Source organism: Pseudomonas hamedanensis (assembly GCF_014268595.2).
GTDB classification, from domain to species: Bacteria; Pseudomonadota; Gammaproteobacteria; order Pseudomonadales; family Pseudomonadaceae; genus Aquipseudomonas; species Aquipseudomonas hamedanensis.
Map to the genome: position 1 here is coordinate 6,003,372 of NZ_CP077091.1, position 13,084 is coordinate 6,016,455.

The 13,084-nt window shown below is 57.4% G+C and carries 8 protein-coding genes, 1 tRNA gene and 2 pseudogenes; 6 read left to right on the forward strand and 5 right to left on the reverse strand.

Features of this window, described 5'->3' with window-relative positions; all coding sequences use genetic code 11:
- Window positions 1-2: 2 nt before the first annotated feature.
- Window positions 3-1,028: a tRNA (adenosine(37)-N6)-threonylcarbamoyltransferase complex transferase subunit TsaD gene (tsaD, locus tag HU739_RS26470; protein WP_186550900.1), complete on the reverse strand. Its 1,026-nt coding sequence runs from the start codon at window positions 1,026-1,028 to the stop codon at window positions 3-5.
- 199 nt (window positions 1,029-1,227) lie between these two features.
- Between tsaD and rpsU the strand changes: the two genes are divergently transcribed.
- The 5 genes from rpsU to HU739_RS26495 all read left to right on the forward strand — a co-directional run bounded on the left by rpsU (window position 1,228) and on the right by HU739_RS26495 (window position 9,771).
- Window positions 1,228-1,443: a 30S ribosomal protein S21 gene (rpsU, locus tag HU739_RS26475; RefSeq protein WP_002551877.1), complete on the forward strand. Its 216-nt coding sequence runs from the start codon at window positions 1,228-1,230 to the stop codon at window positions 1,441-1,443.
- A 486-nt stretch (window positions 1,444-1,929) separates the two neighbouring features.
- Window positions 1,930-3,894 (forward strand): DNA primase, encoded by a 1,965-nt coding sequence (gene dnaG, locus HU739_RS26480; RefSeq protein WP_186550949.1) that lies wholly within the window; start codon window positions 1,930-1,932, stop codon window positions 3,892-3,894.
- Between the two features lie 67 nt (window positions 3,895-3,961).
- The gene (gene rpoD / locus HU739_RS26485; protein ID WP_186550898.1) at window positions 3,962-5,806 is read left to right on the forward strand and encodes an RNA polymerase sigma factor RpoD; all 1,845 of its coding nucleotides are present in this window, start codon (window positions 3,962-3,964) and stop codon (window positions 5,804-5,806) included.
- Window positions 5,807-5,932: 126 nt separating this feature from the next.
- Entirely contained in the window at window positions 5,933-9,679 is a 3,747-nt protein-coding gene (locus HU739_RS26490; protein WP_186550896.1) for a bifunctional diguanylate cyclase/phosphodiesterase, read from the forward strand.
- A gap of 15 nt (window positions 9,680-9,694) precedes the next feature.
- Window positions 9,695-9,771, forward strand: a tRNA-Ile gene (locus tag HU739_RS26495).
- A 120-nt stretch (window positions 9,772-9,891) separates the two neighbouring features.
- On the opposite strand, the pseudogene HU739_RS26825 reads toward HU739_RS26495, so the two are convergent.
- The 4 genes and pseudogenes from HU739_RS26825 to HU739_RS26505 all read right to left on the reverse strand — a co-directional run.
- Window positions 9,892-10,109, reverse strand: a pseudogene (locus tag HU739_RS26825) (tyrosine-type recombinase/integrase); the annotation flags it as partial.
- Between the two features lie 63 nt (window positions 10,110-10,172).
- Window positions 10,173-10,295 (reverse strand): annotated as a pseudogene (locus HU739_RS26830) (lysozyme); the annotation flags it as partial.
- Between the two features lie 592 nt (window positions 10,296-10,887).
- Window positions 10,888-11,406, reverse strand: coding sequence for a GNAT family N-acetyltransferase (locus HU739_RS26500; protein WP_186550894.1), 519 nt, complete (start codon window positions 11,404-11,406; stop codon window positions 10,888-10,890).
- Window positions 11,364-11,672 (reverse strand): type II toxin-antitoxin system TacA family antitoxin, encoded by a 309-nt coding sequence (locus HU739_RS26505; protein WP_186550892.1) that lies wholly within the window; start codon window positions 11,670-11,672, stop codon window positions 11,364-11,366. The genes HU739_RS26500 and HU739_RS26505 overlap by 43 nt, the downstream gene beginning before the upstream one ends.
- A gap of 426 nt (window positions 11,673-12,098) precedes the next feature.
- On the opposite strand from HU739_RS26505, the gene HU739_RS26510 reads away from it, so the two are divergent.
- Window positions 12,099-12,860 (forward strand): hypothetical protein, encoded by a 762-nt coding sequence (locus tag HU739_RS26510; RefSeq protein ID WP_186550890.1) that lies wholly within the window; start codon window positions 12,099-12,101, stop codon window positions 12,858-12,860.
- Window positions 12,861-13,084: the final 224 nt, after the last annotated feature.

Here is a 13,084-nt window from a genome sequence, read left to right on the forward strand (position 1 = left end):
TTTTACAAGGCCGACAATTGCTCCATTGGCCAGCGCGCCTGCACGCTGATCGCCAGGCTTTCCTGCTGACCGGCCTGCAGACGCTGGCAACCGGCGAAGGCAATCATCGCGCCGTTGTCGGTGCAGAACTCGGGACGCGCGTAGAACACATCGCCTTTCAGATCGCCCAGCATTTTCTCCAGCGACACACGCAGCGCCTTATTGGCGCTGACGCCGCCAGCAATCACCAGGCGCTTCATGCCCGCTTGTTTCAGGGCGCGCTTGCACTTGATGGTCAAAGTCTCCACCACGGCCTGCTGGAACGCCAGCGCGATGTCGCAACGGGCTTGTTCGCCGTCGTCCCCGGCGCTGACACATTGCTGCCAGGTGTTGAGGGCAAAGGTTTTCAAGCCGCTGAAGCTGAAATCCAGGCCAGGACGGTCGCACATCGGCCGCGGAAAGGTGAAACGTCCAGCGACGCCCTTCTCGGCCAGTTTGGCGATTTCCGGCCCGCCCGGATAATTGAGGCCCATCATCTTCGCGGTTTTGTCGAAGGCTTCGCCGGCCGCGTCGTCAAGGGTTTCGCCGAGCAGGCTGTATTGACCGATGCCATCGACCTGAACGAGCTGCGTATGACCACCCGAAACCAACAAAGCGACGAACGGGAATTCAGGCGGTTTCGGCTCAAGCATCGGCGCCAGCAAGTGGCCTTCCATGTGGTGCACACCGAGCGCCGGAATCCCCCAGGCAAACGCCAGTGCCTGCGCGCAGGACGCACCGACCAGCAGCGCGCCGACCAGGCCGGGACCGGCGGTATAGGCGATCGCATCGATCTCGGTCGGCACGCAGTCGGCCTCGGCCAACACCTGACGGATCAAGGGCAGCATGCGTTTGACGTGGTCACGCGAGGCCAGCTCCGGCACCACACCGCCATAGACGCGGTGCAAGTCGATCTGGCTGAACAGCGCATCGGCCAGCAGGCCGCGCTCGCTATCGTATAAAGCGACGCCGGTTTCGTCGCAGGAGGTTTCTAATCCCAGTACTAGCATGGGTTTGCGCCTTGTTTAGGCTGAATTCGAAGGCGCGCATAATAGTCGCCACGTGATGCCCCGACCAGCGGTTTTCGATCAGAGGCTTTGCATTCCGAGCGATGAGGGGTTAACATCCGCAACCCTTAAAAACCGACGTCTTCAAGTGCTCTTTTGCCGCGAGGATGTTGACCCCGGTAATGAATGAAGGTAGCTCTGGATGCCAGCCGTCAAAGTAAAAGAGAACGAACCCTTCGACGTAGCTCTGCGTCGTTTCAAGCGCTCCTGCGAAAAAGCCGGTGTACTGGCTGAAGTTCGTAGCCGCGAATTTTACGAGAAGCCAACTTCTGAGCGTAAGCGCAAGGCAGCAGCTGCTGTCAAGCGTCACGCAAAGAAAGTTCAGCGCGAACAGCGCCGCGCCGTTCGTCTGTACTAATACACAGACGTTCGTAGCAAGCTTCTTGCCTAAGCCCGGCCCTCAGCCGGGCTAATGGCATTTGCGTAAAACGCTTGATGCTTCACCGTCGAAGCCGCCGATGCGACCGAGACAAATCTGCTTCACCGCGTCAGGCCTGGCTCTTTTGCCAGCGGTGCACGTCTTTTCTGACGAGCCTTTCAAGGCTACTGACGAGCACACCCACTGATTCCTCTTACGACGATCAGCCCAAGGCACCTGCATGCGTGCCCGTTTTATTGAGCTATCCGAGGCCTGCAACCGGCCGTCAGCGGATTCAGCGCAACACTTTCAAATAGTCGAAGACTGATAGGTACTAACGTCAGTGGATTTTCGGCAGATACACTTCCCGACAGCGATCACGCAGACGACACCGGTCGAGCCGCACTTTTTGTGCGTTTCCAACAATCGCCCGCGTCCTACAGCCTGTCGCAACGGACTTATTGCAGCGCAGAAGACGAGAACGCCATGGCCGGGCTGATTCCCCAGAGCTTCATTGACGACCTGCTGAACCGCACCGACATCGTCGACGTGGTCAGCTCGCGCGTGCAATTGAAGAAGGCCGGCAAGAACTACACCGCCTGTTGCCCGTTCCATAAAGAGAAAACCCCGTCCTTCAGCGTCAGCCCGGACAAGCAGTTCTACTACTGCTTCGGCTGCGGCGCTGGCGGCAACGCCCTCGGCTTTCTCATGGATCACGACAACCTGGACTTCCCCCAGGCTGTCGAAGACCTGGCGAAAGCCGCCGGCATGGAAATTCCCCGCGAAGAAAGCGGCCGCGAACGCAAGCCACGCCAGCCGACCGACTCGCCGCTGTATCCGCTGCTTACCGCCGCCGCCGACTTTTACCGGCAGGCACTCAAAAGCCATCCGTCGCGCAAGGCCGCGGTGGACTACCTCAAGGGCCGCGGCCTGACTGGCGAGATCGCCCGGGATTTTGGCCTGGGTTTTGCGCCACCGGGCTGGGACAACCTGCTCAAGCATCTGAGCAGCGATACACTGCAGCAGAAGGCGATGATCGAGGCCGGCCTGCTGATCGAGAACGCCGAAACCGGCAAGCGCTACGACCGCTTCCGTGATCGCGTGATGTTCCCGATCCGCGACACCCGGGGGCGCATCATCGCTTTCGGTGGCCGCGTACTGGGCGACGACAAGCCCAAGTACCTGAACTCACCGGAAACCCCGGTATTCCATAAAGGCCAGGAACTCTACGGCCTTTATGAAGCGCGCAAGAACAACCGCAACCTCGACGAAATTATTGTCGTCGAGGGCTATATGGACGTCATCGCCCTCGCCCAGCAAGGCTTGAAGAATGCCGTCGCCACGCTGGGCACCGCGACCAGCGAAGAACATTTGAAGCGCCTGTTTCGCGTCGTGCCCAACGTGCTGTTCTGCTTCGACGGCGACCAGGCCGGCCGCAATGCCGCGTGGCGTGCGCTGGAAGCGACACTGCCGTGCCTTCAGGACGGGCGCCGCGCGCGATTCCTGTTTCTGCCCGAGGGCGAAGACCCGGACACCCTGGTTCGTGCCGAAGGCACCGATGCCTTCAAGGCGCGCATCAATCAACATGCGCAACCGCTGGCCGATTATTTTTTCCAGCAACTGACCGAAGAAGCCGATCCGCGCTCGCTCGAAGGCAAGGCCCACATGGCCACCCTCGCGGCGCCGCTGATCGACAAGGTACCCGGGGCAAACCTGCGTATCCTGATGCGCCAGCGCCTGACCGAAATCACCGGCCTGAGCAGCGAGACCGTCAGTCAGCTTGCCCAGAGTGCGCCGCAGGAAGCACCGCCCGCCTACGATCCGGGCATCGATTACGATGCCATGCCGGATTACGGCGACTACCATCAGCCGCAGGCACAGGACATGTATGTGCCGCAGCAGGAATGGACACCGAAGAAACCCGGCGCCGGCGGCAAGAAGTGGGACAAAAAACCCTGGGACAAGAATGGCAAGCGTGGCGGCGATCGCGATCAGCAACGCCCGCGCACGCCGATCGGCGTCGAATCGCCAACCCTGACAGCCCTGAGAACATTGCTTCATCACCCGCAACTGGCCAGGCGCGTCGAAGACGCCGGGCACATTGCCGATGAAAATCAGACCAACGCCCAGTTGCTTGTGGCGTTGCTGGAAGCCGTACAGAAGAATCCCCAGCTAAACTCATTTCAGTTGATCGCACGATGGCACGGCACCGAACAGGGTCGCTTGCTCAAGGCACTGGCAGAAAAGGAGTGGCTGATTGACGGAGATAACCTTGAACAACAGTTTTTCGACACCATTACTAGCTTGTCAGCCCGCCAACGCGAGCGAAATCTGGAACAGTTGCTCAGGAAAGCGCGACAAAGCGAACTGAGCCTGGAAGAGAAAAATCAACTGCGCGACCTTTTAAGTCGCAATGTTTCCGCATCAAACCCGACCTCAACTGGCGCGTGAGGTCATAGCTCAGGTATAATCCTCGGCTTGTTTTTTGCCCGCCAAGACCTTCAGTGGATAGGGTGTTATGTCCGGAAAAGCGCAACAGCAGTCTCGTATTATTGAGTTGATCAAACTGGGTCGTGAGCAGAAGTATCTGACTTACGCCGAGGTCAACGACCACCTGCCCGAGGATATTTCAGATCCTGAGCAGGTGGAAGACATCATCCGCATGATTAACGACATGGGGATCCCCGTACACGAGAGTGCTCCGGATGCGGACGCCCTTATGTTGGCCGACGCCGATACCGACGAGGCCGCTGCGGAAGAAGCAGCCGCTGCGTTGGCGGCGGTGGAGACCGATATCGGTCGCACCACTGACCCGGTGCGCATGTACATGCGTGAAATGGGTACGGTCGAGCTTCTGACCCGTGAAGGCGAAATCGAAATCGCCAAGCGGATCGAAGAAGGCATTCGTGAAGTGATGAGCGCAATTGCGCACTTCCCTGGCACGGTTGACCACATTCTCTCCGAGTACACCCGCGTCACCACCGAAGGTGGTCGCCTGTCCGACGTCCTCAGCGGTTATATCGACCCGGACGACGGCATCGCGCCGCCTGCCGAAGTGCCGCCGCCTGTCGAAGCGAAAGTCGCTAAAGCCGACGACGAAACCGAAGACGATGAAGCCGAATCTTCCGATGACGAAGAAGAAGCCGAAAGCGGTCCGGACCCGGTCATCGCTGCGCAGCGCTTCGGCGCCGTGGCCGATCAGATGGAAATCACCCGCAAGGCCCTGAAAAAGCACGGTCGTCACAACAAGGCAGCGGTTGCCGAGTTGCTGGCCCTGGCCGAGCTGTTCATGCCGATCAAACTGGTGCCGAAGCAATTCGAAGCCTTGGTCGAGCGTGTGCGCAGTGCCTTGGACCGTCTGCGTCAGCAAGAGCGCGCGATCATGCAGCTGTGCGTACGTGATGCACGTATGCCACGCGCCGATTTCCTGCGTCAGTTCCCGGGCAACGAAGTCGACGAAAGCTGGTCCGACGCCCTGGCCAAAGGCAAGAGCAAGTACGCCGAAGCCATCGGCCGCGTGCAGCCGGACATCATCCGTTGCCAGCAGAAACTGATCGCGCTGGAAACCGAGACCGGCCTGACCATCGCAGAAATCAAGGACATCAACCGTCGCATGTCGATCGGTGAGGCCAAGGCCCGCCGCGCGAAGAAAGAGATGGTTGAAGCCAACCTGCGTCTGGTGATTTCGATCGCCAAGAAGTACACCAACCGCGGCCTGCAGTTCCTCGACCTGATTCAGGAAGGCAACATCGGCCTGATGAAAGCGGTGGACAAGTTCGAATACCGTCGCGGTTACAAGTTCTCGACTTATGCCACCTGGTGGATCCGTCAGGCGATCACTCGCTCGATCGCCGACCAGGCCCGCACCATCCGTATTCCGGTGCACATGATCGAGACGATCAACAAGCTCAACCGTATTTCCCGGCAGATGCTGCAGGAAATGGGTCGCGAACCGACCCCGGAAGAGCTGGGCGAACGCATGGAAATGCCTGAGGACAAGATCCGCAAGGTACTGAAGATCGCCAAAGAGCCGATCTCCATGGAAACCCCGATTGGTGATGACGAAGACTCCCATCTGGGCGACTTCATCGAAGACTCGACCATGCAGTCGCCAATCGATGTCGCCACGGTGGAAAGTCTGAAAGAAGCGACTCGCGAAGTGCTGTCCGGCCTCACTGCCCGTGAAGCCAAGGTACTGCGCATGCGTTTCGGTATCGACATGAACACCGACCACACACTCGAAGAAGTGGGCAAACAGTTTGACGTAACGCGTGAGCGGATCCGTCAGATCGAAGCCAAGGCGCTGCGCAAGCTGCGCCACCCGACGCGAAGCGAGCATCTGCGCTCCTTCCTCGACGAGTGATACCAGAACCCCCGGCCCAGGCCGGGGGTTTTGTTTTGTGGCAGATTAAATACCGCGCACCACCCTCCCCGCCGATTACCCCGTCTACACTCGAAACAACCCTCCAAAAGCCATAACGAGAGCGTTATGCACAGACTGGCGCCTGCGCTTTTTCTGCTGTCATTGATGATCTGGACCGCAACGGCTGACGCGCTGACTCTGACCGATGAAGAACGCAGCTGGCTGGCGGCCCATCCTGACCTGCGCCTGGGTGTGGACGCGTCGTGGCCACCGTTTGAGTTCCGTGATGACCAGAATCGCTATCAAGGCCTGGCCGCCGACTACATCGACGTGATCCGCGAACGCCTGGCGATCAGGCTCACCCCTATCGAACCGGTGAGCTGGACGGTGGTGCTGGAGCAGGTCAAGAAGGGCAAGATCGACTTGCTGCCCGGCATCATGTCCACCCCGGAGCGCCAGAACTACCTGGCGTTTACCCGCCCCTATCTCGACTTTCCGATCGTCATTCTTGCCCATGTCGGCGGGGCACAGCCGCGCAAACTCGATGATCTGTACGGTTTGAAAATTGCCGTGGTGGAAAACTACGCACCCCACGAATTGCTGCGCACGCACCATCCGGATCTGAATCTGGTAGCGATGCCCAACGTCAGCTCGGCCTTGCAGGCACTGGCCACCGACGAAGTGGACGCTGTCGTCGGCGACCTTGCCTCCAGCGTCTGGAGCCTGCGCCAGCTCAAACTCGACGGGTTGTACGTCAGCGGCGAAACCCCGTATCGCTATCAACTGGCGATGGCCGTGCCCCGCGACAACAAAGTACTGGTGGGGATTCTCGACAAAGTCCTCGCCGACATGACCCCCGCCGAAATCAGCAGTATTCAGGAGCACTGGGTCGGCAATGTCCTCGACCACCGTACGTTCTGGTCGGATCTATTGATTTATGGCCTGCCAGGTCTATTGCTGCTGATGACCATCCTTGCCGTGGTGATTCGCATCAACCGTCGTCTGAGCTCGGAAATAACCCGACGCATCGACCTCGAACAGGAATTGCGCAGCAGCGAATATCACTATCGAGGCCTGGTCGAGAGCCTCTCGGCCATCGCCTGGGAAGCGCGCATGAGTGACTTCACCTACAGCTACGTTTCGCCCCACGCGGAAAATCTGCTTGGTTATCCACAATCCCATTGGCTGATTCCAGGCTTCTGGCACAACATCATCCACCCGGCCGACCTGACCCGCACGCAGAATTACTGCAAGCAAGCCTTGAGCGAGGGGCGCGATCATATCGTCGACTATCGCGTCATTACCGCCGATGGCCGCTGCCTGTGGGTGCGCGACATCGTCAGCCTGATCGAGCATGGTCACGAGCCGGTGATGCGCGGGCTGATGATCGACATCAGCGAAATCAAGCGCACGGAAGAGGCACTGCGACTGTCGGAGCAGAAGTTCGCTTCGGTCTTCCAGCAATGTCCGGACATTCTGGTTATTGCGCGTTTGTCCGACGGCTGTTTGCTGGAGGTCAACGAGGCTTTCGAAGAGCAGATCGGCCTCACGGCTGAGCAAGTAGTTGGCCAAACCGCCACCAACCTGAATATCTGGGGGATTCCCGGGGTCGGGCCGGGGCTGTTGCAACGCTTGCAGGCGGGCAGCATCCGCAATCTGGAAATGCCCTTTCGCCGTAACAACGGCCAATTGTTCACCGGGCTGATTTCCGCCGAGCCATTCGACCTCGACACCACGCCGGCGCTAGTGGTTGTGGTGCGCGACATCAGCCAACTCAAGGAAACCCAGCAACAGCTGCAAACCTCCGAAGAAAAGTTCGCCAAGGCCTTCCACGCCTCACCGGACGGCTTGCTGCTGTCGCGCCAGAGTGACGGCCTGCTGCTTGAGGTCAACGAAGGTTTCAGTCGCATCACCGGGTTCAACAGCGCCATGTCGGTAGATCGCTCGACGCTTGACCTGGGCATCTGGGTCAACCTCAACGAACGCAAACAGATGCTCGACCTGCTGCAGCGCGACGGTTTCGTTCGAGACTTCAGTTGCCATATCCGCCGCAGCGACGGGCAGATTCGCCTGTGCGAAGTCTCCAGCCGCCCGCTGCCGATCGGCGACGAAGACTGCATGCTGACCATCGCTCGCGATATCACTGAACGCCACTTGATGCAGGAAAAACTGCAACAGGCCGCCACCGTGTTCGAGAGCACCGCCGAAGGCGTGCTGATTACCGACACCCAGCAACACATCAGCGCGGTCAACCGGGCGTTTACCGAGATTACCGGCTACAGCGAAAGCGAAGCGCTTGGACACACGCCCCGCCTGCTCGCCTCAGGCCTGCATGACAGCGCGTTTTACGCTGCGATGTGGCATCAATTGACCGACGAGGGTCACTGGCAGGGCGAGATTTCCAACCGGCGCAAGAACGGCGAGCTGTACCCGAGCTGGCTGACCATCAGCGCCGTGCGCAACCGTGACAAGTTCATCACTCACTTTGTCGCGGTGTTCGCCGACATCTCCAGCCTCAAACATGCCCAGGCCAGGCTCGACTATCAGGCCCACCATGACCCGCTCACCGGCCTGCCGAACCGTACGCTGTTTGAAAGCCGCTTGTTGACGGCACTGAACAGCCAACAGGAAAACGGCAGCCAGGGCGCCGTGCTGTTTCTGGATCTGGACCGCTTCAAGCACATCAACGACAGCCTTGGCCATCCGGTTGGCGACCTGCTGCTCAAAGGCATCGCGGTGCGCTTGAAAGAGCAATTGCGTGACATCGACACGGTCGCTCGACTGGGCGGTGACGAATTCATCATCCTGCTGCCCGGTCTGCAACAGGCCAGCGATGCCGACAACATCGCGACCAAACTGCTCAATTGCTTCAGCGCACCGTTCCAGGCTGGTGAACATGAGTTTTTCATCAGCGCCAGCATTGGCACCAGCCTCTATCCTCGCGATGGCTGCGATGTCGCTACTCTGGTGAAGAATGCGGACGCGGCGATGTACCGCTCCAAAGCCAAGGGCCGTAACCGCGTCGAAAGCTACACCCGCGACCTCACCGCCCAGGCCAGTGAACGCGTCGCCCTGGAACACGAACTGCGCCGGGCAATCGAGCGTGATGAACTGTTCCTCTATTACCAGCCAAAAATCAGCCTCATCGACCACCGCCTGGTCGGCGCCGAAGCCTTGATCCGCTGGCGGCATCCAACGTTCGGCGAGGTCCCGCCGGAGCACTTCATTGCGTTGGCCGAAGAAAACGGCATGATCATGCAGATCGGCGACTGGGTCCTCGAAACCGCGTGCCGGCAGATGTTTGAGTGGAACCAGGTCTACGACAGTCTCGGCCCGCTCTCGGTGAATCTCGCGGGTGCGCAATTGCGCCAGCCGAATTTGCTCGGGCGCATCGAGCAACTGCTCAGCGACAACCGCCTGCAGCCGGAATTACTGCAACTGGAAATTACCGAGAATTTCATCATGAGTCAGGCCGAAGAGGCACTGGCGGTCCTGCATCAACTCAAACGCCTCGGCGTACAACTGGCAATCGACGACTTCGGCACCGGCTACTCCTCGTTGAGTTACCTCAAGCGCCTGCCCCTGGACATCCTGAAAATCGACCAGTCTTTCGTCCGCGGCCTGCCCGACGACCCCCACGACGCAGCGATTGTGCGCGCCATCATTGCGCTGGGACGGAGCATGCAATTCACCGTCATTGCCGAAGGCGTCGAAACCCAGGCACAACAGCAATTCCTCGCCACTGAGGGCTGTGAACAGATCCAGGGCTACATCGTCAGCCTGCCGCTACCACCGGACGAATTCGCCGCAACGTTTCTGCAAGTAACCGTATCGGATTTTTCGGATAGCACAGCCGCGAAACCGTCGCTATAATCCGCGGCCTACTGAGGGCCTATAGCTCAGTTGGTTAGAGCAGAGGACTCATAATCCTTTGGTCCACGGTTCGAGTCCGTGTGGGCCCACCAAATTGAAAGCCGCGTATTACGTGGTTTTCGGCGTTTATGGCATTCGAAAAAGTCAGTCAGCTGGACTGCAAAAAATGCGTTCCGTCCAAAATTCGTCCAATTTCAATTTTGGACGGACATTTACCCTACCTCGGCGACCGCTGGTTTCGCCTCCAAAAGTGTGGCCAGCGGATTCAGATTGACGACCTTGGCCAAAGTCTCAGGGCTAAAGTGTGCGTACTTTTGAGTCATGGCCAACGTCGCATGCCCAAGCACCTTTGAAGCGCCAGGATGTCGCCGCCGTTCATCATGTAACGGGATGCGAAGGTGTGCCGCAAGACATGTGTCATCTGTCCATCGGCCCCCCAGGCACAGGGCAGTAATCAGCATCACGATCAGCGCGAGCCGTAGCGGTGGAATCGTCATTTCAGACAAACCTCCACTTCAGCCAGGCGGCGGTTGTGCAGGCCTTGAACGAAGTGCTTGCGGCCCTGCGCGTCGGTCACATACGCCCACACCGCCGTCTTGCCGTCCGGTGCCTTTGCGCACAATGAAAACTTAAGAAAGGAAATGAAGCGGATCTACACAGGCGCTCACGGTCGGGTGAGTGCTATCCGTCAATCTGAATGCCACGGTTGGTGGGACCCACGGTTAAAAACACCCTCTAATACAAGTTTTCAGATTTAAAACGGTTCAAATTTCAGTGGGATTTACGAAAAGACCAGCATCTATAAATCCGCCAACGCCCCAGTGGGGCGCGGGTTGTAGGCCTGACGGAGATTTTCATTTTTCTGTTCGAGGTAGGATAGGCTTTGTTTTCATTCTACGACGCGGGAGCGCTTTGGATTTTACAAAGCTTCGACATGGCAAGCGGGTAAGCGTACCCCGAGAGAAGGTCAATCAGCCTCGCCCGCGGGAGAGCGTTATGGGACGGTTGTCGGAACCCTGAGCCCAGAAGGTGTTTCGGTTCGGCTAGATGGAGAGTGCGCGACGATAATCCGGGCAATGCCGGAAGAACTCGACGATGAGTAGTCAACAATCGAGGCTTTTGTTCAGCCTCCTTCATTGCGAAGAAGTGAACAATCGGAAAGAGATCTAACTGGCCGCAGCTGCGGCCAGTTTTCCGTGCACTCCCAATCAGGTGAAAGGAAGCATCATCGTGATTGAGGACAGCTGCGGACAGCGAATGAACCCTGCCTTCTCGTAAAGACCCACCAAGTTCTCATTCAGCGGATGCACAACGAGTGCGGTCGAGGCGACTTCTTCCGAGGCTGTAAGCGCACGAAGCACCGCGTCCTGAATCAGATCGAGCGACAGCCCAGTACCTTGGAGCGTCTTACATACTCCCATACGCCCCAAGATCGTGATCGGGTGCTGGTCGGGGGAGTTGCGCTGCGCCTTTTTGGGTACGACGTCTGCTCGCATGATCGTACCGTTCGACAACGTGTAGTAACCGACGACGGTATTCGTATCCTTGATGCAAACAACAAGCACCGTGGCGGTCTTTGCGATCTGGGCCTTGATCGCTTTTTTCTTCAAGAACTCGTTGATAGAGTCCTCACCACATTCGAACGTATCCAAATCATGGGTTTCAGTCAGTTTTACTGGAGCGCTCAACTCCAGCGAGATGGCCTTTGCAGCAGTCTCTCTAAGCATTTATTACTCCTTACGGGATTGTTCTGTAAGGCTTGTTCAAAGGCGTCGAAGTCATCGTCGGCAAGGACAAACAGGCGCTGATCAAGGATGACTTCCTCTGCCTTTTTACAAGCAGCATCCAGGATGAAGCTGGTTCGGTCGCTTCCCGACATGGCAGCGGCCACATCGATCAAGTCTCGTTTCCTAAAATCGACCCGCATGTTGATCGGGACGGGTTTTGTTTTTTCTGCTGCTGCGGACTCCGCACGCAATAGAGATCTGGTCATGGTCTTTCCTTTGTTTTCACGGTTTTTTAGGTCTGGTTCACCTCAGCGATTTTCATATTTCCGTTACTCGGCTGGTTGGACGATTCATGGCATAGCCTCACGCTTCTAGTTAGGGGACATTCCCTAAGATCTATACTGTCATCATGTGTATGAGATGTCTACACGTAACGCACATAGATACACAGCCTACGACGAGCGGTGGCCGGAGAAAGGAAGCATTGAGTAATGCGGATCGGATTGCGGGTTTTTTGGAGATGTAAGAGAAACGTGTCTCCTACCCTATGCCTTATTTTTCAACGTTCCGAGAACACTTAGGCCGTTTCATGAACTAGCTTTGAGAGTGGCCCGCGGGCCGCTAACCTGAGATGGAAGAAGGTCAGAAAAAATCTGGCTATGGCAGCGCCCTGGAGCGCGAAGGAGTGATACTTGACGGCCGACCTCACTGTTCCCTTTTACCTGGACTGGAAATTTTGGTCTTTCGCCGTATCGTTCGCCGCGATAGTCCTTTCGCAAATGCCGCCGATCCACTTGCTCATTCGTCCACGTCGCTTAGATGTTGAGGTGCATAGTCGAATTCAGCTGATGCATCGAGTCGGTAACGCCAACGTAGGGCTCTTAGTGGGTATTACCAATTCGGGGGGACGCGCGCTGAGGATCAGATCGATGCGCGCTGACATAACGCGAGACGGACACCCGTTTGCCTCTTTGCCGTGCCTGTCTTACTTCGAGACCCCTTCGTCAACCTCCAGCGTCTTGTTCGTTCCGTTTTTATTACAACCCAACGAAAGCTGGTCGCACGGTGTCGGCTTTTTCAATCCGTTTGATCGACAGACGGAAAAAAACTATCGGTCTTGCATTTCGCGTCTGAAAGCTGACATCCGTCACAAGCTGGATGCTCAACCTCCAGGAAGCAAGGAGTGGGTTGAAGCCGACCCTGATGCTGTTGCTCCATTCATGGAAATGTTCACCAAATTTTTCAATCTGGAGCCAGGCGAATACGCGGTGTCACTGACGGTTACGGCCGAACCTGGATCGGCTTCGTACTCGAAAAAATACAGGTTCACCATGTTCGAAAGCGACACCGAGGAATTACGAGCGCAGTCAGAAAGATATAAATTTGGGACGTTTATAGCGTTCGATGACCCGGAGGTAGCAATAACCATCCCTCTTACCGAAGACACAAACTAGGACTCGAGATTCAGCGGTATCAAGACGGAGATCCATGTCAGTCGCAGGAAAATGCCTACCATCGACTTCTGATATGTCCGTCCAACATCCGTCCAAAACGGGCGCAAATTTATCCTGCACATATGCACATACACGCTCCAGCAATGACGAGTTTACTGGCTTTAAGCAATGGACCTTGGGCTTTTACTCGGGCTCATAATCCTTTGGTCCACGGTTCGAGTCCG

What these genes read in the sequence shown, in the direction of transcription:
- rpoD (WP_186550898.1), top strand. Translation starts at nt 3,962, where the DNA reads ATGTCCGGAAAAGCGCAACAGCAGTCTCGTATTATTGAGTTGATCAAA.
- dnaG (WP_186550949.1), top strand. Translation starts at nt 1,930, where the DNA reads ATGGCCGGGCTGATTCCCCAGAGCTTCATTGACGACCTGCTGAACCGC.
- HU739_RS26505 (WP_186550892.1), bottom strand. Translation starts at nt 11,672, where the DNA reads ATGACCAGATCTCTATTGCGTGCGGAGTCCGCAGCAGCAGAAAAAACA.
- HU739_RS26490 (WP_186550896.1), top strand. Translation starts at nt 5,933, where the DNA reads ATGCACAGACTGGCGCCTGCGCTTTTTCTGCTGTCATTGATGATCTGG.
- HU739_RS26500 (WP_186550894.1), bottom strand. Translation starts at nt 11,406, where the DNA reads ATGCTTAGAGAGACTGCTGCAAAGGCCATCTCGCTGGAGTTGAGCGCT.
- rpsU (WP_002551877.1), top strand. Translation starts at nt 1,228, where the DNA reads ATGCCAGCCGTCAAAGTAAAAGAGAACGAACCCTTCGACGTAGCTCTG.
- tsaD (WP_186550900.1), bottom strand. Translation starts at nt 1,028, where the DNA reads ATGCTAGTACTGGGATTAGAAACCTCCTGCGACGAAACCGGCGTCGCT.